Here is a 25,771-nt window from a genome sequence, read left to right on the forward strand (position 1 = left end):
GCAAAAAAAACCGGGCTATTGCCCGGCGCTGGAAGGGATCTCGTTATTCGGGGGAATAAGGTAGATGTGGATTGTCCAGCCAGTGCGTCAAATAGTGAGAGACAGCCTGATTTCGGCAGTGTCCAATCACCGGTAAATGAGGGAGTTCCGCGCGAAGTTGCGGCATCGCATTGCCCATAATAAAGCCGCTGCCGACGCTGCCTAACATTTCACGATCGTTCATCGCATCGCCAAAGGCCATGCAGTCGCGCAGCGAAAAACCTAAATATTGGGTCAGCACCACCAACGCTGCGCCTTTATTGCACCCCACCGGCAGTACTTCCAGGCAATTAATTGCGGAAAAACACAAATGTGCCCGCTCGCCTAATGCTTCGTGTAGTTGGATCTGCAAGCGCGTAAGATCGTCATGATCGCCACAGAAACAGACCTTGGTGACGCGGTCGAGAGGCATTTTTTTAACATTGATAATCTGATAACGAAACTTGCTATAGACAAATGCCTGCAACAACGCCGGAATTTCGCGTTCGGTAAACCAGCCATCATCATTGAAGATATGCATGCTGGCCTGGGTATCCCACTTCTGATAGAGCACCCGTTCCGCTACATCTGCAGGTAAATCATCACGATGTAACAATTCACCTTCCAGAGAATGCACGCGCGTACCGTTGCCGGTAATCAAATACGCATCCAGCGATAGCGCCCCGAGAATGTGCTGCATCTCCAACGCATGGCGACCCGTAGCAAAAGTAAGGGTGATATCGCGTTCACGCAGGCGCGCCAGAGTAGAGAGGGTTTTCTCACCTAAGTGGTGGTCAGGCATCAATAAAGTGCCGTCCATATCAAATGCTGCCAGACGAGCCATTTCTTTCTCCACTCTTTGACAGGGTTAATGGTGATTGAGTATCACCTGATATATACGGAAGTAATAGTGAATAGTTAAATAATATTGTTCCGGGGTTATATGCGACTGCTTAACCGTCTTAACCAGTATCAACGTCTGTGGCAACCTTCCGCGGGAGAGACGCAGTCCGTGACCGTCAGCGAACTGGCCGAACGCTGTTTTTGCAGCGAACGGCATGTGCGCACACTGTTACGTCAGGCACAGGAGGCTGGATGGTTGGAGTGGCAGGCGCAATCAGGACGCGGAAAGCGCGGGCAACTACGCTTTCTGGTGACGCCGCAATTCCTGCGCAATACGATGATGGAACAGGCGCTGGAAACCGGGAAACAGCAGGATGTGCTGGAGCTGGCGCAACTGGCTCCTGGCGAGCTGCGTACCCTGTTACAACCGTTTATGGGCGGGCAATGGCATAACGATACACCGGCGTTGCGTATCCCCTATTATCGCCCACTCGAACCGCTACAACCGGGCTTTTTGCCCGGCCGTGCCGAGCAGCATCTCGCCGGGCAAGTTTTTTCCGGCCTGACCCGCTTCGACAATAATACGCAACGCCCAATTGGCGATTTAGCGCACCACTGGGAAACGTCTACTGACGGGCTACGCTGGGATTTTTATCTTCGTTCAACGCTGCACTGGCATAACGGCGATGCTGTAAAAGCAACGCAACTGCATCAGCGGTTGTTGATGCTGCTCCAGCTACCTGCATTGGGTAAATTATTTATTAGCGTGAAGCGTATTGAAGTCCCCCATCCACAGTGCCTGACCTTCTTTTTACATCCCCCGATTACTGGCTTGCCCACCGGCTGGCAAGCTATTGCAGTCATCTCGCGCATCCACAATTCCCGCAGGTGGGAACCGGTCCTTTTCGCTTAACACAATTCACAGCGGAACTGGTGCGTCTGGAAAGTCACGATTATTACCATTTACGTCATCCACTGCTAAAAGCGGTTGAATACTGGATAACTCCACCGCTTTTTGAAAAAGATTTGGGAACCAGTTGCCAGCATCCAGTGCAAATCACTATCGGTAAACCCGAGGATCTGCCTCTGGTCAGCCAGGTCAGTAGCGGCATCAGTTTAGGTTTTTGCTATTTAACGTTGCGCAAAAGCTCCCGACTAACCCTCTGGCAGGCGCGAAAAGTGATCACCATTATTCATCAATCTGGTTTACTGCAAACGTTAGAAGTCGGAGAAAACCTGATCACCGCCAGTAATGCATTGCTGCCTGGCTGGACTATTCCGCAATGGGAAGTGCCAGATGAGGTCAAACTACCGGAAACATTGACGCTGGCTTATCACCTGCCAGTGGAACTTCATGCTATGGCAGAACAGCTACGGACGACGCTGGCAGCAGAAGGTTGCGAATTAAAGATTATTTTTCATCATGCGAAAAACTGGGATGACACAACCCCACTGGCTCAGGCAGATTTGATGATGGGCGATAGATTAATTGGCGAAGCACCGGAATATACCCTTGAGCAATGGCTGCGTTGCGATCCGCTCTGGCCACATGTTTTCACTGCCAGCACATATGCACATCTGCACTCAACACTGGATGCCGTGCAATTGATGCCTGATGAGGAAAACCGACATAACGCCCTGAAAGCGGTCTTCACACAATTAATGGATAACGCCACGCTGACACCACTGTTTAACTATCACTATCGCATTAGCGCGCCGCCCGGTGTTAACGGTGTCCGTCTGACGCCGCGCGGCTGGTTTGAATTTACCGAAGCCTGGCTTCCCACACCGTCGCAATGAAGCACTGGTCGGGGTTAACCACAGGCGTTACCATAAGGTTTTTACCGATTTAGCAGGATGATTTATGAAACGTGCTGTCGTTGTGTTCAGTGGAGGCCAGGATTCCACCACCTGTCTGGTACAGGCATTGCAGCAATATGATGAAGTCCATTGCGTGACATTTGATTACGGCCAGCGCCATCGCGCAGAGATCGACGTGGCCCGCGAACTGGCGCTAAAACTAGGGGCACGCGCGCATAAGGTGCTGGATGTGACGCTGCTCAACGAGCTGGCGGTTAGCAGCCTGACGCGTGACAGCATTCCAGTGCCAGATTATGAACCTGAAGCCGATGGTATCCCGAATACGTTTGTCCCAGGGCGTAATATTTTGTTCCTGACGCTGGCGGCAATATATGCGTATCAGGTAAAAGCAGAAGCAGTAATTACCGGCGTCTGCGAAACGGATTTCTCCGGTTACCCGGATTGCCGCGATGAGTTTGTGAAAGCACTGAACCATGCCGTCAGTCTGGGCATGGCGAAAGATATTCGCTTTGAAACACCGTTGATGTGGATTGATAAAGCGGAAACCTGGGCGCTGGCGGATTATTACGGCAAGCTGGATTTAGTCCGTAACGAAACGTTGACCTGCTATAACGGCATTAAAGGCGACGGTTGCGGTCATTGTGCTGCGTGTAATCTGCGTGCCAACGGGTTGAATCATTATCTGGCCGATAAATCGGCGGTGATGACGGCGATGAAACAGAAGACCGGATTGAAGTAATTATTCGGGGTGTCGCCTGATCCGATCTACGATTGTATCACGCCTGGAGGCCGGATAAGACGCACCCCGCGTCGCATCCGGCACAACAAAACGTTTACTGAACCATCTGCTCCAGCTTTTCGCGCAGTTCCCCTTCCAGGGCTAATGCTCTCTGCGTTTTGAGATCAATACAAACAAAGGTGATGAGCGCATCCGCCACCACCTGTCCTTCCGGCTCAAGGGTGATTACTTGACTTAAAATGCCGCTTTTACCGTTTAATTGCTGCAACTGACTGGTAATGGTCAGCAGGTCGCTCAACACCGCCGGGCGGCGATAGTTAATATTTATATTGACTACCACAAAAGCGATGTTATGGGCGGTCATCCATTGAAAGCTGTCGCTATTTTCCAGCCCATCCCAGCGGGCTTCTTCGAGAAACTCAAGGTAGCGAGCGTTGTTAACGTGCTGGTAAACATCGAGATGGTATCCACGAACTTTGATTTGTGTTTGCATAGCGCAATAGCCTTACGTTGTTGTTATAAGAACAGTTATAAGCACAGAGGTCATAACTGGTATGACCTCTTCAGTCTGGCAAAAAATTGCCACTATGCAAATTAATTACAGACTTAATACCGCAAGGTTACGTTCCACCAGCGAATTGCCCATCCCCGGCACCTGTTTTAAATCTTCCACCGTTTTAAACGGACCGTACTCTTCCCGATAACTGACAATCGCCTGCGCTTTCTTCAGGCCAACACCATTCATAACGCGGGCTAACTCTTCCGCACTGGCATTGTTAATACTGACTCTGGTGCCTTCTTCGTCACTGGCTTTCGCCGGTATTGCCGCTTTGGTTTCTACCGCTGCCGGTTTCGCCGTAGGGGCAGCCGCCAGCGCGCTATGAGACATTCCGGCACAAGCCAGAGACAGAGTAATGAGAAGTGCTTTGATTCCGTGTTTCATACTGTTTTCTCCTTGTTTGTTAACAGTGGAATCACCGTAAGCGGCTCGTCAGAACCGTATTGATATTTACTGAGAGCTCAGATCAACTTTCCAGGGCAACAGATCGCGTACCCGGTTTGCCGGCCAGTCCTGGATATGTTCAATGACGTAACGCAGCCACTTTTCTGGCTCCACATTGTTCAGACGGCATGTGCCGATCAGCGAGTACAACACCGCCGCATGTTCACCACCGCTGTCGGAACCCGCGAACATCCAGTTTTTCCGGCCTACGGCCACTCCCCGTAAGGCGTTCTCTGCGATGTTGTTGTCGATTTCCACCCAGCCATTACTGCAGTACACGTTCAGGGCATCCCACTGTTTCAGCAGGTATGCGAACGCTTTTGCCGTATCTGAGTGACGCGACAGTGTTTTCGTCTGTTGCTGTATCCAGTCATACAGTGACTGCATCAGTGGCGCGGCTCTGGCTTTTCTTGCCGCCAGACGCTGTTCTGCTGAACAGCCCCGGACCTCTGCCTCGATAGCATACAGTTCACCGATACGCTGCAGGGCTTCCGTGGTGATGTCGGTGGGCGCTCTTGCATGCACATCGTGGATTTTTCTCCGGGCATGAGCCATACACGCGGCTTCCGTTATTCTGCCGGATTCGTATAACACCCGGTAACCACCGTAAGCATCGGCCTGAAGCACACCGCTGTAACCGGCCAGGTGATTTTGTGGATGGATACCTTTCCGGTCCGGACTGTACGCGAACCAGACCGCCGGGGGCATCTGTGAACCGGCGTTGCGGTCATCACGGACGTAGACCCACAGCCGGGCTGTCCGGGTTTTACCGCTGCCCGGCTCCTGGACCGGGACGGGGATATCATCGGCATGGACTTTACCGGGCATCAGCACATACTGGCGCAGGACGTCATACAGCGGCTCCAGCAGTTCAGCAACGGCACCGGTCCAGCGCCCCAGTGTGGCACGGCTCAGCTCCACTCCCTGACGACGGTATATTTCTGACTGGCGGTATAACGGCAGATGGTCTGCATATTTCCCGGTGACAACATGGGCCAGAAGCCCCGCTCCGGCATAACTGCGTGCAATGGGTTTTGAAGGTACTGGTGCCTGCACGATATGGTCGCACCGGCAACAGGCCAGTTTCGGACGTTGTGTTTCGATAACCTTAAAGGCGCTGCTGATAAGCTCCAGTTGCTCTGACACATCACATCCCAGAGAACTGAGTTCACCACCACAGGCAGGACAGCATTCCTCTTCCGGCCGGATAACCCGGGTTTCACGGGGAAGTGAGGCCGGTAACGGTTTACGGGCTGAAGACTGGCGCAGGGCGGATGGCAGTACCGGGTCATATTGCTCACCCAGCGTTTCCGCCATTTCTTCCTGAAGTGCGCTGATTCGCTCCTGAGCTTCCTGTATCTGCCGTTCGGTTTTTGCACGAAGTTTTTCTGAGCTTTTACCGAACTGCATACGTTGCAGTTTCGCAACCAGCGCCTTCAGCCGGTTGATTTCGGAAGCATAAGCCGCCACCCGCTGTGAGAGCAGGCGGTTGTATTCAGCCATCTGGCGGATGGTGTCCTGTTGCGTCTGCAACAGTGCCCGCAGGCGGGCGTTCTCATGAGCAAGTGAGGTGTCCATATCCTCACTTTACAACGGGTTATATGCGGATTCCAGCGCGTTCCGTTCGTTTCGGGTGCTTCCAGTTGATACCTTCAGGAAGCATGGATAACTGAGCCGGAGTAAGGTGCACCTTGCCGTCACGGGTGACTGGCCAGACGAAGCGGCCCCGCTCCAGGCGTTTGGTGAAGAGGCACAGTCCGTCACTGTCAGCCCACAACACTTTTATCTGGTCACCCCGGCGTCCGCGGAAGATGAACAGGTGTCCGGAGAACGGGTCATCCTTCAGGACGTTCTGAACTTTTGATGCCAGGCCGTTAAAGCCATTCCGCATGTCGGTGATACCGGCAACCAGCCAGATACGCGAACCGGCAGGGAGAGATATCATCAGTGGCTGCTCCCTTTTATTTCGCGGATAAGTGTCTGTAATAACGCCGGCGTCAGTTTACCTTTAAGCCTGAGAGTTCCGGCCGGCAGAACCAGCTCACAACACAGACTGTCGGACGGTGTATTTATCTGCTCTGGTTCCTGTGCGGGGGCCGGGATTTTATTATCCGGCTCCGGCGTTAACGTCACGGGAAGCAGTGCCGGCATATTTTTTCCGGAAGGCAGCAGGCCACCTTTCCGGTATTGATGGCGCCAGTTGAAGAGCAGGTTATCGTTGATTCCGTTTTCCCGGGCGATCTGCGCCACACAGGCTCCGGGCTGCAGTGACTGCTCCACTAAGGCGATTTTAAACTCATAAGGGAAGTTGGGCCGCCGGGGACGTTTTTTTACCACGGGGGCTTCGGATATAACGGTGCTTTCAGGACGTACGACTGGTACCGTGGAAAATTGTCCGTAAAGGCAGGCATCAAGTTCCTGCTCCGACATGCCTGCGGGCAAAGGCCACGAAAGGCCAGCTCTCCGAAAGCGCACGAACATACTACAAACTGTTGATTTTGGTACACCCAGGCGACGCCCGGCCACAACCCGGGGTAAATGTTCTTCAAAGTGAAGACGTAAAGCTTCAGTGATCCAGGTCCGGTGTTTCATACGATAGTGTCCATTAAAAATGATGGACATTATTTTTGTGGAGCCGGAGGAAACAGACCAGACGGTTTAAATGAGCCGGTTACGAATCACCTTAACGGCAGTGAAAACAGTAAACAAATGGCAATATTCAGAAATGGAAAAGGCCGCGAAAGCGACCTTTTCTTGTTACAGCTACAAAGCATTTTTTTGCGAAGCGGCTTCAGGATTATTGCTGTTCCAGCGCGTCGCCAATTTTGATTTTCGCCTCTTTACGCAGGTTACTCATCAGCGCTTCAAAGACGATTTGTGCGTTGTTCTGGGTGATACCCTGCACCATCGCTTTTTTCTGATCTTCCGGCATTGAGCCTTGTTTCACTTCGTCCAGCGCCAGAAGAACCACATTACCTTGCATATCGGTCGCCATACCGTAGCTCGGTTTGTCTTTCGCTGGCAGAGGCAGTGCAAACGCGGCCTGGCTAATTGGGTCACGGCCGGAACGACTTAAGGTTTTCGGCTCGCCAAATTTCAAACCGGCAGCTTGCATAGCTTCCGCACCCTTGCCCGCTTTCAGATCAACCAGCAGTTTTTCAGCATCGATTTTCGCCTGCTGTTCAGCTTTGTTGTGCTGAACCAGCGCTTTAACCTGTTCCTGAACATCTGCCAATGGTTTAACCGCTTCTGGTTTATGCTCGCTGATGCGCAGCACGAATGCGCGATCGCCGTCTACGGTGATGATGTCAGAGTTGATGCCCGGCGCACCGTTTTCACCAACCAGACCGCCGTTGAAGATAGCGTCCGCAACCGGCTTAAAGTTTAACTCTTCCGGCAGTTTATCTTTACTAAACCAGCCAGTCTGGGTGGCTTTAACACCCGCAGCCTGCTCTGCACCGGCCAGAGATTCGGTGTCGTTGCTTGCCGCATCGCTCACTTTCTGCTGCAGCGCGTAGTACGCATCCAGGGCTTTTTCGTGTTTCACTTTCGCCGTGATATCGTCACGGACTTCGTCTAACGACTTCACTTTCGCAGGCTGAATATCGTCCAGACGCACGATCAAGAAACCCACAGAAGATTTGATGACGCCGGACAGTTGGCCTTTTTCTTTCAGACCAGCATTTTTCAGTTCATCCGGGATAGTGGCATCTTCTAACCAACCCATATCGCCGCCGTTACGGGCAGAGATAATATCGGCAGATTTTTCTTTTGCTAACGCAGCAAAATCACCACCTTTGTTCAGCTCATCAAGTACCGCTTTCGCTTCATCTTCAGTTTTGGTCTGGATGATGCTGTAACGGGTACGCTGCGGCTGGGTGAATTGATCCTGATGCTGATCGTAGTAACTCTGGATATCCGCATCACTAACCGGTTGCTGCATCGTTGCGGCATCCAGTTTGATGTAGCTCACGCGGAATTGTTCCGGAGTCATGAAGCTGTTTTTGTTTTGCTCGTAGTAGCTGGCGATTTCCTGTTCGGTCACTGCCTGCTTAGCCGCCAGAGCGTTAACGTCGATAGTCGCTTCACGCACTACACGTTGTTGAGCAACCAGCGCTGCCAGCTCGTCGGTTTCACCTTTTAGCATAAAGTCAGTGCCCGCAACGCCGTTAATCAGTTGTTGGGTCATAAGCTGGTTACGCAGCGCCTGTGCGTACTGATCGGCACTCATCCCCATCTGGTTGAGGATACCGTTATAGCGGCTGTTATCAAACTTGCCGTCAACCTGAAAGGCTGGAGTTGCGAAAATAGCCTGTTTAACCTGCTCATCGCTGACACCCAGTTTTAGTTCGCGGGCGTACTGATCCAGCAGCGCCTCGTCGATCAGACGATTCAGCACCTGTTGACGCAGGGTTTTCATGTAGCCTTCGTTCGCAGCCAGCTCAGAGTATTGATCGCCAAGCTGTTGCTGCATCCGATTACGCTCGCTGTTGAAAGCGTTCTCAAACTGCCCGCGACTGATTTCCAGGTCATTCACTTTTGCGGCGTAGTTATTGCCTCCGCCAATCAGGTAACCACTCACGCCGGTCAATATGAACGACACGATAATGATACCGAAAATAATCTTGAGCACGAGACTGTTTGCAGCCGTGCGTAAGCTGTCCATCATGGTGTAACAACACTCCGCTGTAGGTGACTGTATACCTCACGCAACATATCGCTGCGTGCAAAGGCCTATTGTGACAAGAAACGGGGGCAATTGTCAGCCCACAACTTGCAGAAAGTCACGGAATACAAATAAAAAAGGCACATCAGTAGATGCGCCCTTGAACTTCGTCACATCCCCAATGGGGACAATACTTAGTTTACCGCGTCTTTCAGCGCTTTACCTGCACGGAAGCTCGGTACTTTAGCTGCAGCGATGGTGATCTCTTTACCGGTCTGCGGGTTGCGACCAGTACGGGCAGCACGCTCTTTAACGGCAAAAGTACCAAAACCAACCAGTGCTACATCATCCCCTTCTTTCAGGGATTCAGTTACGGAAGCAATAATAGCATCTAACGCACGGCCAGCCGCAGCTTTAGAGATATCAGCCCCTGCAGCAATCTTGTCAATCAATTGAGATTTATTCACTCTTCTCTTCCTCTTTATAATTTATCCCGCACTTGAATCCTTCAAGGTGCGAACGCGCAGCAGTTATATCAGGCCAGCCATCCCCTTACAACACCCCTTAATAAGGGCAAGCCTAATCCGCCCTCTAACTTAACGAGACAAAAAAAGGCTGGCAAGCCCGAATTGACCCACCAGCCCTTTTTTTATTAGTGCAATTTGCGCGAAGTCACTATTTTGCAGTTACAACCTGCATTCCAGACGGTTCATTTTGCAGCGCCAGAGTCAGAACTTCCTCAATGCGCTTCACAGGATGAATGTCCAGATCGGCAATCACGTTGTCCGGAATCTCTTCCAGATCGCGTTTGTTCTCAAACGGAATTAACACTGTTTTAATCCCGCCGCGGTGCGCTGCCAGCAGTTTTTCTTTCAAACCGCCGATTGGCAACACCTGACCACGCAGAGTAATCTCACCAGTCATCGCCACATCGGCGCGAACCGGGTTACCGGTCAGGCAAGAAACCAGTGCGGTGCACATGGCAATACCGGCGCTCGGACCATCTTTCGGCGTCGCACCTTCCGGTACGTGCACGTGGATGTCGCGTTTTTCGTAAAAATCTGGATTGATCCCCAGTTTTTCCGCACGCGCGCGAACCACAGTTAACGCCGCCTGAATGGACTCTTGCATCACTTCGCCCAGCGAACCGGTGTAAGTGAGTTTACCTTTGCCTGGAACACACGCTGTCTCGATGGTCAGCAAGTCACCGCCGACTTCCGTCCACGCCAGACCAGTTACCTGACCAACGCGGTTTTCGTTATCCGCGCGACCATAGTCGAAACGCTGAACACCGAGGTAGTCATGCAGGTTATCGCCGTTAATTTCGATATGTTTTAATGACTTATCGAGCAACAACTGCTTAACCGCTTTACGGCATAGTTTGGAGATTTCACGCTCCAGACCACGCACGCCCGCCTCACGGGTGTAGTAACGAATAATGCCAATAATGGCGCTATCGTCGACGGTCAGCTCACCTTTTTTCAGTGCATTACGTTCAATCTGCTTCGGCAGCAGGTGACGTTTGGCGATGTTCAGTTTTTCATCTTCGGTATAACCAGAGAGACGAATAACTTCCATACGATCCAGCAGTGGCGCCGGAATATTCATGGAGTTCGACGTCGCAACAAACATCACGTCGCTAAGGTCGTAATCCACTTCCAGATAGTGGTCGCTGAACGCCACGTTCTGCTCTGGATCCAGCACTTCAAGCAGTGCGGAAGCTGGATCGCCACGCATGTCAGAAGACATTTTGTCGATCTCATCGAGCAGGAACAGCGGGTTTTTCACGCCCACTTTCGCCATTTTCTGGATCAATTTACCCGGCATAGAACCGATGTAAGTACGGCGGTGACCACGGATTTCCGCTTCGTCACGCACACCGCCCAGCGCCATACGGACATATTTACGTCCGGTAGCTTTAGCGATGGACTGCCCCAGAGAAGTTTTACCTACCCCCGGCGGTCCAACCAGGCAGAGGATCGGCCCCTTGATTTTATTTACGCGGCTTTGAACCGCGAGATACTCAAGGATGCGATCTTTCACACGTTCCAGACCATAATGGTCGGTATCGAGGATTTCTTGCGCCTGACGCAGGTCTTTTTTGACCTTGCTACGTGCATTCCACGGCACCTGCACCATCCAGTCGATATAACCTCGCACCACGGTCGCTTCTGCCGACATTGGAGACATCATTTTCAGCTTCTGCAATTCTGCTTCCGCTTTCTCTTTTGCCTCTTTTGGCATTTTCGCCGCGTCGATTTTGCGCTTCAACGCTTCATTTTCGTCTGGCGCGTCGTCCATTTCACCGAGTTCTTTCTGAATAGCTTTCATTTGCTCGTTCAGATAGTACTCACGCTGGGATTTCTCCATCTGCTTTTTGACGCGGTTGCGAATACGTTTCTCAACCTGCAGCAGATCGATTTCCGACTCCATCATAGCCATCAGATATTCCAGACGTTCGTTAACATCGGACATCTCAAGAACGGACTGTTTGTCAGCCAGTTTTAGCGGCATATGTGCGGCAATGGTGTCCGCCAGACGCGCCGGATCGTCGATGCTGTTCAGCGACGTCAGCACTTCTGGTGGGATTTTCTTATTCAGCTTGATGTAGCCTTCGAACTGGCTGATTGCGGTACGCACCAGCACTTCCTGTTCGCGCTCATCAATGGTCGGGGACTCCAGATACTCCGCCTTCGCAGAAAAGTGTTCGCCATTGTCAGAGAGCGCAGAAATACGCGCGCGCTGTAACCCCTCGACCAGCACTTTGACGGTGCCGTCAGGCAGTTTCAGCATCTGCAATATAGAGGCCACGGTCCCGACGGTGAAAAGATCGTTTACACCCGGCTCATCCGTTGAAGCTTCTTTCTGCGCGACCAGCATAATTTTTTTATCATGGTCCATCGCCGCTTCCAGACAACGGATAGATTTTTCCCGTCCGACAAATAAGGGGATGACCATGTGCGGATAAACCACCACATCGCGCAGCGGCAATACGGGGATTTCAATGCGTTCAGAACGCTCAGGATTCATAGAGCTCTCTCTTAGTTTAATGTCCGCCAGGTAATCAGATGACATGACTGTGCTTCACGCCATCTATTAACATGTACGTCAGTATATGGGGATGTTTCTCCCACATTCAACGTCGGGAATAGAGGGAAAATGAAAGGGGAGATAAAATCCCCCCTTTTTGGTTAACTAATTGTATGGGAATGGTTAATTATTCACCAGACGCCTGTTGCGCTTCCGGCTTGCCATAAATCAGCAGTGGCTTGCTTTGCCCTTCAATAACCGACTCGTCAATAACCACTTTTTCCACATCTTCCATAGAAGGCAGATCATACATGGTATCAAGCAGCGCAGCTTCTACGATGGAACGCAGACCACGGGCACCGGTTCTACGCGCCATCGCTTTCTTGGCGATAGCATCCAGCGCTTCGTCACGGAATTCCAGATCCACGCCCTCAAGGTTAAACAACGCCTGATACTGCTTGGTCAGGGCGTTTTTCGGCTCTTTGAGGATCTGAATCAAAGCTTCTTCGCTCAGTTCATTCAGCGTTGCCACAACTGGCAGACGACCGATGAACTCAGGGATCAGACCAAATTTGATCAAATCTTCCGGTTCAACCTGCGCCAGCAACTCACCTTCGCTTGCTTTGTCAGATTTCGCTTTTACCGTCGCACCAAAACCAATGCCGGAGCCAGTTTCGACACGATGGGAAATCACTTTATCCAGACCGGCAAATGCACCGCCACAGATAAACAGGATCTTGGAGGTATCAACCTGCAAGAATTCCTGCTGCGGATGCTTACGTCCGCCCTGCGGTGGAACGGCGGCAACCGTACCTTCGATCAGTTTCAACAGTGCCTGCTGTACGCCTTCACCGGAAACGTCACGGGTAATGGACGGGTTGTCAGACTTACGCGAAATCTTGTCGATTTCATCGATGTAGACAATCCCGCGCTGCGCTTTCTGTACGTCGTAGTCGCATTTCTGCAACAGCTTCTGAATGATGTTTTCAACATCTTCACCCACATAACCCGCTTCGGTCAGGGTGGTGGCATCAGCCATAGTGAACGGAACGTCCAGCAGACGCGCCAACGTTTCCGCCAGCAACGTTTTACCAGAGCCAGTCGGACCAATCAGCAGAATGTTACTTTTGCCCAACTCGACGCCATTGCTGGTATCGCCGTTGCGCAGACGTTTGTAGTGGTTGTACACCGCGACCGCCAGCACTTTTTTCGCCTGTTCCTGACCGATGACGTAATCGTCCAGGTGGTTGCGAATTTCATGCGGCGTCGGTAGCGAACTACGTTCACGATGCGGTGCTACTTCTTTAATCTCTTCGCGAATGATGTCGTTACATAAATCAACACATTCGTCGCAGATATACACGGATGGACCGGCAATCAGCTTACGCACTTCATGCTGGCTTTTGCCGCAAAAAGAGCAATACAGCAACTTGCCTGAGCCATCTTTGCGTTTATCTGTCATGGGTCAAAACCTCTTCTTTGTTCTTTGTGCCGCACACGACGACGCAAATGCCATTCTCAGGCGCAAGCCGCTTACAGCGTTGTGCCAACCTGAATAAGTATAGCGGCACAGTTGCGCCTCTGGCATCAATTACGATGGGTCAGAATCGAATCGACCAGACCGTATTCCACCGCTTCAGGCGCGGAAAGGAAGCGATCGCGCTCAGTGTCACGTTCAATCTGTTCTAATGATTGACCCGTATGAAGCGCCATAAGTTCATTCATCCGCCCTTTAACTTTCAGAATTTCACGGGCATGAATTTCGATATCAGTCGCCTGGCCCTGATAGCCGCCCAACGGCTGGTGAATCATCACGCGCGAATTCGGCAAGCAGAAACGTTTACCTTTTGCCCCTGCGGTCAGCAGGAATGCCCCCATTGAGGCCGCCTGGCCCATACAAATGGTGCTGACATCAGGCTTGATAAACTGCATGGTGTCATAGATAGACATCCCGGCAGTGATCACCCCACCTGGGGAGTTAATGTACAGATAGATATCTTTTTCCGGGTTTTCTGCTTCCAGGAACAGCATCTGCGCCACAATCAGGTTAGCCATATGGTCTTCAACCTGGCCAGTCAGAAAAATAACGCGTTCCTTAAGTAGACGAGAATAGATATCAAAAGAGCGCTCACCGCGTGAGGTCTGTTCAATGACCATCGGCACCAGCGCCATATGGGGTGCAAAGTTATCTCGTTCGCCGCTGTATGACATTTCCGTCTCCTGGATAAAATTGAAAAAACCTGCTGTACCGATTGTAACCTTATGGACGGATTATCAGCTAGTCCCTGTGTTATGGGTACGGCATCATCCTATTTCAAGCATAACAATCTTTTGTTGTGACGCTAACACCGAAAGAGGGTTTTCGCACGGTTCCATGCAAAATTCATGACAAAAAAAAGCCCACCACCTGGCGGTGACGGGCCTTTGTGCGAATTTAGCGCGTTAGGCTGCGCAAATTACGCCTGCTGGTTCATCAGCTCGTTGAAAGTGGTTTCTTTTTCAGTCACTTTCGCTTTCGCCAGAACGGCTTCAACAGCCTGTTCTTCCAGAGCCACGTTACGCATGTTGTCCATCAGCTCTTTGTTTTTGCTGTAGAACTCGATAACTTCTTTCGGATCTTCGTACGCAGAAGCCATCTCTTCGATCAGGCCTTTAACACGCTCTTCGTCAGCTTTCAGCTCGTTAGCGCGAATAACTTCGCCCAGCAGCAGGCCAACAACTACGCGGCGTTTAGCCTGTTCTTCGAACAGTTCACGCGGCAGTTCCAGAGCTTGTTTTTCGTTGCCACCGAAACGCTGTGCCGCCTGGCGACGCAGAACGTCGATTTCGCTGTCGATCAGCGCAGCCGGAACGTCGATGTCGTTAGCTTTTACCAGACCTTCGATCGCCTGAGACTTAACGCGGTTACGAATGGCGCTCTTCAGCTCGCGCTCCATGTTTTTACGCACTTCAGCGCGCAGACCTTCTACGGAACCATCTTCAACGCCGAAACGTTTGATGAATTCAGCAGTCAGTTCCGGCAGTTCACGCTCTTCAACTTTCTTCAGGTTGATAGCGAATTTCGCTGCTTTACCTTTCAGGTTTTCTGCGTGGTATTCTTCCGGGAAGGTCACGTCGATGGTGAACTCTTCGCCTGCTTTGTGGCCTTTGATACCGTCTTCAAAGCCCGGGATCATACGACCCTGGCCCATCGCCAGTACGAAATCAGACGCTTTTCCACCTTCGAACTCTTCGCCGTCTACAGAACCGGTGAAGTCGATGGTCACGCGGTCTTCAGCTTCAACAGCGCCGTCTTTTTCTTTCCAGGTCGCCTGCTGTTTACGCAGAGTATCCAGCATGCCGTCAACGTCAGCGTCGGTCACTTCCACGATCGGTTTTTCAACTTCGATCGCTTCCAGACCCTGCAGTTCAACTTCCGGATAAACTTCAAACTCTACAGAGTAGGTGAAGTCTTCACCCGGCTTGTATTCGCCCGGAACGTAGGTCGGTGCGCCAGCCGGATTGATTTTTTCTTTAATGATGGCGTCAATGAAGTTACGGCTCATCAGGTCACCCAGAACGTCCTGGCGTACAGACGCGCCATAACGCTGAGCAACGATATTCATTGGCACTTTGCCTTTGCGGAAGCCGTCAATACGTACTTTTTTCGCAACGTTGACCAGCTCGCTTTTAACAGCGGTCTCGATGCTGTCAGCAGCGATAGTAATCGTTACACGGCGGCCAAGGCCTTGAGTGGTTTCAACTGAAACTTGCATCTTGTTACCTCAAAAAATCACAGTGCTCGGTCAACTCTTACCCCGCAAGCACAGGTTGTTGGCTTCGCGGAACCGGGATGTTCTTATAATCAATCACATTCCCTGTTACCAGAATCATCCCGAAAGCATTCAAATAGGACGCGGCATTATAGCGGCATCACTTTTATGAGTCGAGAACGGTTATTGCGCGCTGCCGCGTATTTTTTCACAATTCCCGGGCAATTTTCGTCTGAATGCTGGACAAAAAGCGCAAAATCCAGACAAAACAAAACGGCCCGCAGGCCGTTTTTCATAAAATCTTTAGCAACATACTGGAAAAACGCTAACTGTTGCAAATGCGTTTTTAGGCGATGCTTCCCGCTCCACGACAAGGAGGAGAAGCAAAGATGGTATCCTGCAATCCTTCCCACTCCTTAATGGTATAAGTATGCAGAGCCAGCGCATGAACGGTAGTAGAGAGTTCCTCCGCTAAAGTACTGTAAATCATTCGATGACGATTCAGAAAACGTTCACCCATAAAACGATCGCTGACCAGCACAACTTTAAAATGGCTTTCAGAGCCGGCTGGGACATTGTGACGATAGCTTTCATCCACAACTTCGAGGAATACGGGTTGGAACGCAGTCCTTAATTTTTCTTCTATCCGCTCACGTATCATCATGAAATATCTCCTCCGACAACGCTGAGATGTCACCCATCCCTTTAAATACTAGCCGCTTTAACCGTTTCCATTACAGCTTAACAACAAATAATTAGCTTTCATCCTGTTTTTTCTGTCAAGCGTATGAAGTTTACTGATTTAAAGATTGATTCACCGGCTTCACATCGGTGTTTCTTTTACCTAAGGCGATTATTTCGTCAACATAATGAATTTACATGTCTTACCCACTTCCCCTCGTCGTTGGCGATGTTATGATGGCGGGAATCTTTACCAAACACGCTTAAAAGTCTCTGAGAGCCAGAACATGTTCAAAAAAATCCTCTTCCCGTTAGTTGCTCTGTTTATGCTTGCAGGATGCGCGAAACCGCCAACAACCATTGAAGTTTCTCCGACGATGACACTGCCACAGCAAGATCCAAGTCTGATGGGCGTCACCGTTAGCATTAATGGTGCCGATCAGCGTACCGATCAGGCGTTAGCAAAAGTCACCCGTGACAACCAAATTGTTACCCTGACCGCGTCCCGCGATCTGCGTTTCCTGCTGCAAGAAGTGCTGGAAAAACAAATGACCGCTCGCGGTTATATGGTTGGCCCGAATGGCCCGGTTAATCTGCAAATCATCGTTAGCCAGTTGTATGCCGACGTGTCCCAGGGCAATGTGCGCTACAACATTGCTACCAAAGCGGATATCGCCATCATCGCCACCGCGCAGAATGGCAACAAAATGACCAAAAACTATCGTGCCAGCTACAACGTTGAGGGCGCTTTTCAGGCCTCTAACAAAAACATCGCTGACGCGGTTAACAGCGTGCTGACCGACACCATCGCTGACATGTCTCAGGACACCAGCATCCACGAATTCATTAAGCAGAACGCACGTTAATTTCTGCCCTCTGGCCCGGTGCAAGTCGGGCCTGTAGACGCCCATGTCCAGTCAATATTTACGTATTTTCCAACAGCCTCGTTCAGCTATTTTGTTGATTCTGGGTTTTGCTTCCGGGCTGCCGCTCGCCCTGACATCCGGCACGTTACAGGCGTGGATGACAGTCGAGAATATCGATCTTAAAACCATTGGTTTCTTCTCGTTGGTGGGTCAGGCTTACGTATTTAAATTTCTCTGGTCGCCGCTGATGGACCGCTATACTCCGCCGTTTCTCGGGCGACGGCGCGGCTGGCTGCTCGCCACGCAAGCGTTATTGTTGCTGGCGATTGCGGCGATGGGTTTTCTCGAACCTGGTACGCAACTTCGCTGGATGGCGGCACTGGCAGTCGTTATCGCTTTTTGCTCGGCCTCCCAGGATATCGTCTTTGATGCGTGGAAAACGGATGTGCTTCCCGCGGAAGAACGCGGCGCAGGTGCGGCAATCAGCGTGCTGGGTTACCGTTTAGGGATGCTGGTTTCCGGCGGTTTAGCCTTATGGCTGGCGGATAAATGGTTGGGCTGGCAAGGCATGTACTGGCTAATGGCAGCTCTGTTAATCCCGTGCATCATTGCGACTTTGCTTGCGCCAGAACCAACCGACACCATTCCTGTACCCAAAACGCTGGAGCAAGCTGTTGTTGCGCCACTACGTGATTTCTTTGGTCGCAATAACGCATGGTTAATTCTGCTTTTAATTGTGCTGTATAAGCTGGGCGATGCTTTCGCCATGAGCCTGACAACCACCTTTTTGATTCGCGGTGTCGGATTTGATGCCGGCGAAGTGGGCGTGGTTAACAAAACGCTCGGCTTGCTGGCGACCATCGTCGGCGCATTGTACGGCGGTATTTTGATGCAGCGTCTTTCACTGTTCCGTGCGCTGCTGATTTTCGGCCTTTTACAAGGTGCGTCCAACGCCGGTTACTGGCTGCTTTCTGTGACTGATAAGCATCTCTACAGTATGGGCGCGGCAGTCTTTTTCGAAAACCTGTGTGGCGGGATGGGCACATCGGCATTTGTGGCGCTGTTAATGACCCTGTGTAATAAGTCATTTTCCGCTACTCAGTTCGCCCTGCTCTCAGCGCTTTCTGCTGTAGGACGGGTTTATGTAGGCCCCGTAGCGGGCTGGTTTGTTGAAGCTCACGGCTGGTCGACATTCTATCTGTTCTCTGTTGCGGCCGCTGTACCTGGACTTATTTTGCTGCTGGTTTGCCGCCAGACGCTGGAGTACACGCGGGTCAACGACAACTTTATCCCACGTACCGAGTATCCATCTGGTTATACCTTTGCCATGTGGACACTGGCAGCAGGCGTCAGTCTGTTGGCCGTGTGGTTACTGCTGTTAACGATGGATGCGCTGGATTTGACTCACTTCTCTTTCCTGCCTGCACTGCTGGAAATCGGCGTTTTAGTCGCTCTGGGTGGTGTCATACTTGGTGGTTTATTGGACTATCTGGCACTACGAAAAACGCATTTGACGTAATCAGTGAATATTATTTAGCTGTAGTAATCACCCGGCGTAATTATTACGGCTAAATAAACATCAGCAGCGCTTAATAATATTTGTTCTTTTGTGCGGCTTAGCTTTCGGAAATTATTGACCCCATCTATATATTTTATTTTTTACACGATTCAGCTAATGACTCTTTATTTCCCCACGCCCGTTTTGTCACCTTAATGATGATTATTTGTTAAATAATTGTTTTATTTTGAGATTGGTTATACCAATTGCCATCCCCACCCCCTCCTTCAGTCCCCTTTCGTTATAACGCCCTTTTGCAACAGCTTCTTAAAATCAATCCGATATGTTTTGCAACATATGTGACCTACGAGCCAAATTCAAGTAACAGTAATTTAATCATGTTTACAGTAATGTAACCTTCCCGTAAAATGCCCACACACTTTAAACGCCACCAGATCCCGTGGAATTGAGGTCGTTAAATGAGACTCAGGAAATACAATAAAAGTTTGGGATGGTTGTCATTATTTGCAGGCTCTGTATTGCTCAGTGGCTGTAATTCTGCGCTGTTAGATCCCAAAGGACAGATTGGTCTGGAGCAACGTTCGCTGATACTGACGGCATTTGGCCTGATGTTGATTGTCGTTATTCCCGCAATCTTGATGGCTGTTGGTTTCGCCTGGAAGTACCGTGCGAGCAATAAAGATGCTAAGTACAGCCCGAACTGGTCACACTCCAATAAAGTGGAAGCTGTGGTCTGGACGGTGCCAATCTTAATCATCATCTTCCTTGCGGTATTGACCTGGAAAACCACTCACGCTCTTGAGCCTAGCAAGCCGCTGGCACACGACGAGAAGCCCATTACCATCGAAGTGGTTTCCATGGACTGGAAATGGTTCTTCATCTACCCGGAACAGGGCATTGCTACCGTGAATGAAATCGCTTTCCCGGCGAACACTCCGGTGTACTTCAAAGTGACCTCCAACTCCGTGATGAACTCCTTCTTTATTCCGCGTCTGGGTAGCCAGATTTATGCCATGGCCGGTATGCAGACTCGCTTGCATCTGATCGCCAACGAACCCGGTACTTATGACGGTATTTCCGCCAGCTATAGCGGTCAGGGCTTCTCCGGCATGAAGTTCAACGCTATCGCCACACCGGATCGTGCCGCATTCGACCAATGGGTCGCAAAAGCAAAACAGTCGACGAAAACCGTGTCTGACATGGCCACCTTCGAAAAACTGGCTGCGCCTAGCGAATACAACCAGGTGGAATATTTCTCCAACGTGAAACCCGACTTGTTTGCCGATGTGATTAACAAGTTTATGGCTCACGGTAAGAGCATGGACATGACTCAGCCCGAAGGTGAGCACAGCGCACACGAAGGTATGGAAGGCATGGACATGAGCCACGCGGAATCCGCCCATTAAAGGGGTTGAGGAAGAATAAAGATGTTCGGAAAATTAACACTTGATGCAGTCCCGTTCCATGAACCTATCATCATGGTTACGATCGCTGGCATTATTTTGGGAGGTCTGGCGCTCGTTGGCCTGATCACTTACTTCGGTAAGTGGACCTACCTGTGGAAAGAGTGGCTGACCTCTGTCGACCATAAACGCCTTGGTATCATGTATATCATCGTAGCGATTGTGATGCTGCTGCGTGGTTTTGCAGATGCCATTATGATGCGTAGTCAACAGGCACTGGCCTCGGCTGGCGAAGCAGGCTTCCTGCCGCCACACCACTATGATCAAGTTTTCACCGCTCACGGTGTGATTATGATCTTCTTCGTGGCGATGCCTTTCGTTATCGGTCTGATGAACCTGGTGGTTCCGCTGCAAATTGGCGCGCGTGACGTTGCGTTCCCGTTCCTCAACAACTTAAGCTTCTGGTTTACCGTTGTTGGTGTGATTCTGGTTAACGTTTCTCTCGGCGTGGGCGAATTCGCGCAGACTGGCTGGCTGGCCTATCCACCGCTATCGGGAATAGAGTACAGTCCGGGAGTCGGTGTCGATTACTGGATATGGAGTCTCCAGCTATCCGGTATAGGTACGACGCTAACCGGTATTAACTTCTTCGTTACCATTCTGAAGATGCGTGCACCGGGCATGACCATGTTCAAGATGCCGGTATTTACCTGGGCATCACTGTGCGCAAACATTCTGATTATCGCCTCCTTCCCAATTCTGACGGTTACCGTCGCGTTGCTAACCCTGGATCGCTATCTGGGCACCCATTTCTTTACCAACGATATGGGTGGCAACATGATGATGTACATCAACCTGATTTGGGCATGGGGACACCCGGAAGTTTACATCCTGATCCTGCCTGTTTTCGGTGTGTTCTCCGAAATTGCAGCGACCTTCTCGCGTAAACGTCTGTTTGGTTATACCTCGCTGGTATGGGCGACTGTCTGTATTACCGTGCTGTCGTTCATCGTCTGGCTGCACCACTTCTTTACGATGGGTGCGGGCGCGAACGTAAATGCCTTCTTCGGTATCACCACGATGATTATCGCCATCCCGACCGGGGTGAAGATCTTCAACTGGCTGTTCACCATGTATCAGGGTCGCATCGTGTTCCATTCTGCGATGCTGTGGACCATCGGTTTTATCGTCACCTTCTCAGTGGGCGGTATGACTGGCGTGCTGCTGGCAGTACCGGGCGCAGACTTCGTTCTGCATAACAGCCTGTTCCTGATTGCACACTTCCATAACGTTATCATCGGCGGCGTGGTCTTCGGCTGCTTCGCAGGGATGACCTACTGGTGGCCTAAAGCGTTCGGTTTCAAACTGAACGAGACCTGGGGTAAACGCGCGTTCTGGTTCTGGATTATCGGCTTCTTCGTTGCCTTTATGCCGCTGTACGCGCTGGGCTTCATGGGCATGACCCGTCGTTTGAGCCAGCAGATTGACCCGCAGTTCCACACGATGCTGATGATTGCAGCCAGCGGTGCGGTACTGATTGCGCTGGGTATTCTCTGCCTCGTGATTCAGATGTACGTCTCTATTCGCGACCGCGATCAGAACCGTGATCTGACTGGCGACCCGTGGGGTGGCCGCACGCTGGAGTGGGCAACCTCTTCCCCGCCTCCGTTCTATAACTTTGCCGTTGTGCCGCACGTTCACGAGCGTGATGCATTCTGGGAAATGAAAGAGAAAGGCGAAGCGTACAAAAAGCCTGACCACTATGAAGAAATTCATATGCCGAAAAACAGCGGCGCCGGTATCGTCATCGCTGCTTTCTCCACCATCTTCGGTTTCGCCATGATCTGGCATATCTGGTGGCTGGCGATTGTTGGCTTCGCAGGCATGATCATCACCTGGATCGTGAAAAGCTTCGACGAGGACGTGGATTACTACGTGCCGGTGGCAGAAATCGAAAAACTGGAAAATCAGCATTTCGATGAGATTACTAAGGCAGGGCTGAAAAATGGCAACTGATACTTTGACGCACGCGACTGCCCACGCGCACGAACACGGGCACCACGATGCAGGCGGAACCAAAATCTTCGGATTTTGGATCTACCTGATGAGCGACTGCATTCTGTTTTCTATCTTGTTTGCTACCTATGCCGTTCTGGTGAACGGCACCGCAGGCGGCCCGACAGGTAAGGACATTTTCGAACTGCCGTTCGTTCTGGTTGAAACTTTCTTGCTGTTGTTCAGCTCCATCACCTACGGCATGGCGGCTATCGCCATGTACAAAAACAACAAAAGCCAGGTTATCTCCTGGCTGGCGTTGACCTGGTTGTTTGGTGCTGGATTTATCGGGATGGAACTCTATGAATTCCATCACCTGATTGTTAACGACATGGGCCCGGATCGCAGCGGCTTCCTGTCAGCGTTCTTTGCGCTAGTGGGTACGCACGGTCTGCACGTCACTTCCGGTCTTATCTGGATGGCGGTGCTGATGGTGCAAATCGCGCGTCGCGGCCTGACCAGCACTAACCGTACCCGCATCATGTGTCTGAGTCTGTTCTGGCACTTCCTCGATGTGGTGTGGATCTGTGTGTTCACTGTTGTTTATCTGATGGGGGCGATGTAATGAGTCATTCTAACGTGAGCGGCGGCGCGTCCCATGGCAGCGTAAAAACCTACATGACAGGCTTTATCCTGTCGATAATCCTGACGGTGATCCCGTTCTGGATGGTAATGACAGGAACTGCCTCCCCAGCCGTAATTCTGGGAACGATCCTGGCAATGGCAGTGGTACAGGTTCTGGTGCATCTGGTGTGCTTCCTGCACATGAATACCAAATCAGATGAAGGCTGGAACATGACGGCGTTTGTCTTCACCGTGCTAATCATCGCTATTCTGGTTGTAGGCTCCATCTGGATTATGTGGAACCTCAACTACAACATGATGATGCACTAAGAGCGGCGGTTATGATGTTTAAGCAATACCTGCAAGTAACGAAACCAGGCATCATCTTTGGCAACCTGATCTCGGTGATTGGGGGATTCCTGCTGGCCTCAAAGGGCAGCATTGATTATCCCCTGTTTATCTACACGTTGGTTGGGGTGTCACTGGTTGTGGCGTCGGGTTGTGTGTTTAACAACTACATCGACAGGGATATCGACAGAAAGATGGAAAGGACGAAGAACCGGGTGCTGGTTAAAGGCCTGATCTCTCCTGCTGTCTCGCTGGTGTACGCCACCGTGCTGGGTATTGCTGGCTTTATGCTGCTGTGGTTTGGCGCGAATCCGCTGGCCTGCTGGCTGGGGGTAATGGGCTTTGTGGTTTATGTCGGCGTTTATAGCCTGTACATGAAACGCCACTCGGTCTACGGCACGTTGATTGGTTCTCTCTCCGGCGCTGCGCCGCCGGTGATTGGCTATTGTGCAGTGACCGGTGATTTCGATAGTGGCGCAGCGATTCTGCTGGCTATCTTCAGCCTGTGGCAAATGCCTCACTCTTATGCTATCGCCATTTTCCGCTTTAAAGATTATCAGGCGGCAAACATTCCGGTACTGCCGGTAGTGAAAGGCATTTCCGTGGCGAAGAATCACATCACGCTGTACATCATCGCCTTTGCCGTTGCCACACTGATGCTCTCTCTCGGCGGTTACGCAGGGTATAAATATCTGGTGGTCGCCGCGGCAGTTAGCGTCTGGTGGTTAGGTATGGCCCTGCGCGGTTATAAAGTCGCTGATGACAGAGTCTGGGCGCGTAAACTGTTCGGCTTCTCGATCATCGCCATCACTGCTCTCTCGGTAATGATGTCCATTGATTTTATGGTGCCGGACTCGCATACGCTGCTGGCTGCCGTCTGGTAACGCAACATCCCTGTTAAAAAAGGTGCTACGGCACCTTTTTTCTTAGCATTAGAAACATATCCCCCACGAAATATTTACTAAAAAATCCGCTTGTTTACCCCATTCGTTTACCGCTTTACACTAGTCGCGAATTTAAAATAGAGGTGGTAATGAACGATTATAAAATGACGCCAGGTGAGCGGCGCGCGACCTGGGGTTTAGGGATCGTATTTTCATTGCGCATGCTGGGCATGTTTATGGTTCTGCCGGTTCTGACCACGTATGGTATGGCTCTGCAAGGCGCCAGCGAAGCGTTGATCGGTATTGCGATTGGCATTTACGGTCTGACTCAGGCCGTTTTTCAGATTCCGTTTGGCCTGCTTTCTGACCGCATTGGTCGCAAGCCATTAATTGTCGGCGGGTTAGCCGTATTTGTCGCCGGTAGCGTTATCGCCGCGCTCTCTGACTCCATCTGGGGAATTATTCTGGGCCGGGCGTTACAAGGTTCCGGTGCAATTGCCGCTGCCGTTATGGCGTTGCTGTCCGATCTCACCCGCGAACAAAACCGTACCAAAGCGATGGCGTTTATCGGCGTTAGCTTTGGCATTACCTTCGCCATTGCGATGGTGCTTGGCCCAATTATCACTCACAAACTTGAGCTACATGCGCTGTTCTGGATGATCGCTATTCTGGCAACGACCGGCATTGCGTTGACCATTTGGGTTGTACCCAACAGCAGCACGCACGTACTTAATCGTGAGTCCGGGATGGTGAAAGGCAGTTTCAGCAAAGTGCTGGCAGAACCGCGACTACTGAAACTCAACTTTGGCATTATGTGTCTGCACATGCTACTGATGTCGACGTTTGTCGCTCTTCCTGGGCAACTTGCTGGCACGGGTTTTCCGGCAGCGGAACATTGGAAAGTCTATCTGGCAACGATGTTAATCGCCTTTGGCTCTGTCGTGCCTTTCATTATCTACGCTGAAGTTAAGCGTAAGATGAAGCAAGTCTTTGTCTTCTGCGTCGGGCTGATCGTGGTTGCGGAAATCGTGCTGTGGAACGCGCAAACGCAGTTCTGGCAACTGGTGGTCGGCGTGCAGCTTTTCTTTGTGGCGTTTAACCTGATGGAAGCCCTCTTGCCCTCGCTTATCAGTAAAGAGTCGCCAGCAGGTTACAAAGGTACGGCGATGGGCGTTTACTCCACCAGCCAGTTTCTTGGCGTGGCGATTGGCGGTTCGCTCGGCGGCTGGATTGACGGCATGTTTGACGGCCAGGGCGTATTTCTCGCGGGCGCAATGCTGGCAGCAGTGTGGCTGGCAGTCGCCAGTACCATGAAAGAACCGCCGTATGTCAGCAGTTTGCGCATTGAAATCCCGGCGGATATTGCCGCAAACGAGGCGTTAAAAGTGCGTTTACAGGAAACCGCAGGCGTCAAAGAAGTGTTGATTGCAGAAGAAGAACATTCAGCCTACGTGAAAATCGACAGCAAAGTGACGAATCGCTTTGAGGTTGAACAGGCAATTCGTCAGGCATAAAAACGAGGCGAAATTGCCTGATGCGCTATGCTTATCTGGCCTACAAAGTTGCAGCAATCTTTTGA

The 25,771-nt window shown here is 51.1% G+C and carries 22 protein-coding genes and 1 pseudogene; 10 read left to right on the top strand and 13 right to left on the bottom strand.

Annotation, left to right across the window (positions count from 1 at the left end; genetic code table 11):
• Nucleotides 1–43: 43 nt before the first annotated feature.
• A complete protein-coding gene (cof, locus tag C1192_RS10405) occupies nt 44–862 on the bottom strand; it encodes an HMP-PP phosphatase (RefSeq protein ID WP_038354578.1) in 819 nt (272 codons plus the stop codon).
• A 99-nt stretch (nt 863–961) separates the two neighbouring features.
• Here cof and C1192_RS10410 point away from each other — a divergent pair.
• Both C1192_RS10410 and queC read left to right on the top strand, forming a co-directional pair.
• Nucleotides 962–2,661, top strand: a pseudogene (locus C1192_RS10410) (SgrR family transcriptional regulator).
• A 64-nt stretch (nt 2,662–2,725) separates the two neighbouring features.
• Nucleotides 2,726–3,421 carry a 7-cyano-7-deazaguanine synthase QueC gene (queC, locus tag C1192_RS10415; RefSeq protein WP_001515891.1) on the top strand — a complete coding sequence of 232 codons (696 nt, stop codon included), beginning with the start codon at nt 2,726–2,728 and terminating at the stop codon, nt 3,419–3,421.
• A 94-nt stretch (nt 3,422–3,515) separates the two neighbouring features.
• Here queC and fadM read toward each other — a convergent pair whose 3' ends face one another.
• From fadM to bolA, 12 genes are all read right to left on the bottom strand, one after another.
• Entirely contained in the window at nt 3,516–3,914 is a 399-nt protein-coding gene (gene fadM, locus C1192_RS10420) for a long-chain acyl-CoA thioesterase FadM (RefSeq protein WP_038354577.1), read from the bottom strand.
• A gap of 105 nt (nt 3,915–4,019) precedes the next feature.
• Entirely contained in the window at nt 4,020–4,364 is a 345-nt protein-coding gene (locus tag C1192_RS10425) for a helix-hairpin-helix domain-containing protein (RefSeq protein ID WP_038354576.1), read from the bottom strand.
• Between the two features lie 66 nt (nt 4,365–4,430).
• Nucleotides 4,431–6,002, bottom strand: coding sequence for an IS66-like element ISCro1 family transposase (locus C1192_RS10430; protein ID WP_103194797.1), 1,572 nt, complete (start codon nt 6,000–6,002; stop codon nt 4,431–4,433).
• Nucleotides 6,003–6,021: 19 nt separating this feature from the next.
• Nucleotides 6,022–6,369 carry an IS66 family insertion sequence element accessory protein TnpB gene (gene tnpB / locus C1192_RS10435; RefSeq protein ID WP_069906977.1) on the bottom strand — a complete coding sequence of 116 codons (348 nt, stop codon included), beginning with the start codon at nt 6,367–6,369 and terminating at the stop codon, nt 6,022–6,024.
• Complete coding sequence (tnpA, locus tag C1192_RS10440) at nt 6,369–7,046, bottom strand: IS66-like element accessory protein TnpA (protein WP_001339397.1); 678 nt, start codon at nt 7,044–7,046, stop codon at nt 6,369–6,371. Before tnpA ends, tnpB begins: the two co-directional genes overlap by 1 nt.
• Nucleotides 7,047–7,221: 175 nt before the next feature.
• On the bottom strand, nt 7,222–9,093 hold the full coding sequence (gene ppiD / locus C1192_RS10450) for a peptidylprolyl isomerase (RefSeq protein ID WP_000969351.1): 1,872 nt from the start codon (nt 9,091–9,093) through the stop codon (nt 7,222–7,224).
• A 191-nt stretch (nt 9,094–9,284) separates the two neighbouring features.
• Nucleotides 9,285–9,557 carry a nucleoid-associated protein HU-beta gene (gene hupB, locus C1192_RS10455; protein ID WP_001043542.1) on the bottom strand — a complete coding sequence of 91 codons (273 nt, stop codon included), beginning with the start codon at nt 9,555–9,557 and terminating at the stop codon, nt 9,285–9,287.
• 208 nt (nt 9,558–9,765) lie between these two features.
• Nucleotides 9,766–12,120 carry an endopeptidase La gene (gene lon / locus C1192_RS10460; RefSeq protein ID WP_001295325.1) on the bottom strand — a complete coding sequence of 785 codons (2,355 nt, stop codon included), beginning with the start codon at nt 12,118–12,120 and terminating at the stop codon, nt 9,766–9,768.
• A 187-nt stretch (nt 12,121–12,307) separates the two neighbouring features.
• The gene (gene clpX / locus C1192_RS10465) at nt 12,308–13,582 is read right to left on the bottom strand and encodes an ATP-dependent protease ATP-binding subunit ClpX (protein ID WP_038354465.1); all 1,275 of its coding nucleotides are present in this window, start codon (nt 13,580–13,582) and stop codon (nt 12,308–12,310) included.
• A 125-nt stretch (nt 13,583–13,707) separates the two neighbouring features.
• Nucleotides 13,708–14,331, bottom strand: coding sequence for an ATP-dependent Clp endopeptidase proteolytic subunit ClpP (gene clpP / locus C1192_RS10470; protein WP_000122253.1), 624 nt, complete (start codon nt 14,329–14,331; stop codon nt 13,708–13,710).
• Nucleotides 14,332–14,576: 245 nt separating this feature from the next.
• Nucleotides 14,577–15,875, bottom strand: a complete 1,299-nt coding sequence (gene tig / locus C1192_RS10475; protein ID WP_001198397.1) for a trigger factor — start codon at nt 15,873–15,875, stop codon at nt 14,577–14,579.
• A gap of 343 nt (nt 15,876–16,218) precedes the next feature.
• Complete coding sequence (gene bolA, locus C1192_RS10485) at nt 16,219–16,536, bottom strand: transcriptional regulator BolA (protein WP_000973458.1); 318 nt, start codon at nt 16,534–16,536, stop codon at nt 16,219–16,221.
• A 304-nt stretch (nt 16,537–16,840) separates the two neighbouring features.
• Between bolA and C1192_RS10495 the strand changes: the two genes are divergently transcribed.
• The 8 genes from C1192_RS10495 (at nt 16,841) to C1192_RS10530 (ending at nt 25,706) form a co-directional block, all read left to right on the top strand.
• Nucleotides 16,841–17,419 (top strand): lipoprotein, encoded by a 579-nt coding sequence (locus tag C1192_RS10495; protein WP_000473501.1) that lies wholly within the window; start codon nt 16,841–16,843, stop codon nt 17,417–17,419.
• A gap of 43 nt (nt 17,420–17,462) precedes the next feature.
• Nucleotides 17,463–18,938 carry a muropeptide MFS transporter AmpG gene (gene ampG, locus C1192_RS10500; protein ID WP_038354467.1) on the top strand — a complete coding sequence of 492 codons (1,476 nt, stop codon included), beginning with the start codon at nt 17,463–17,465 and terminating at the stop codon, nt 18,936–18,938.
• 458 nt (nt 18,939–19,396) lie between these two features.
• Entirely contained in the window at nt 19,397–20,344 is a 948-nt protein-coding gene (gene cyoA, locus C1192_RS10505) for a cytochrome o ubiquinol oxidase subunit II (RefSeq protein WP_038354468.1), read from the top strand.
• Nucleotides 20,345–20,365: 21 nt separating this feature from the next.
• On the top strand, nt 20,366–22,357 hold the full coding sequence (gene cyoB, locus C1192_RS10510; protein ID WP_000467192.1) for a cytochrome o ubiquinol oxidase subunit I: 1,992 nt from the start codon (nt 20,366–20,368) through the stop codon (nt 22,355–22,357).
• Nucleotides 22,347–22,961, top strand: coding sequence for a cytochrome o ubiquinol oxidase subunit III (locus tag C1192_RS10515; protein ID WP_000179822.1), 615 nt, complete (start codon nt 22,347–22,349; stop codon nt 22,959–22,961). Before cyoB ends, C1192_RS10515 begins: the two co-directional genes overlap by 11 nt.
• A complete protein-coding gene (locus C1192_RS10520) occupies nt 22,961–23,290 on the top strand; it encodes a cytochrome o ubiquinol oxidase subunit IV (protein ID WP_000019804.1) in 330 nt (109 codons plus the stop codon). The genes C1192_RS10515 and C1192_RS10520 overlap by 1 nt, the downstream gene beginning before the upstream one ends.
• Before the next feature lie 11 nt (nt 23,291–23,301).
• Complete coding sequence (gene cyoE, locus C1192_RS10525; protein WP_000971348.1) at nt 23,302–24,192, top strand: heme o synthase; 891 nt, start codon at nt 23,302–23,304, stop codon at nt 24,190–24,192.
• Between the two features lie 149 nt (nt 24,193–24,341).
• Nucleotides 24,342–25,706: an MFS transporter gene (locus tag C1192_RS10530; RefSeq protein WP_038354469.1), complete on the top strand. Its 1,365-nt coding sequence runs from the start codon at nt 24,342–24,344 to the stop codon at nt 25,704–25,706.
• Nucleotides 25,707–25,771: the final 65 nt, after the last annotated feature.

It is taken from the genome of Escherichia marmotae, assembly GCF_002900365.1.
GTDB classification, from domain to species: Bacteria; Pseudomonadota; Gammaproteobacteria; order Enterobacterales; family Enterobacteriaceae; genus Escherichia; species Escherichia marmotae.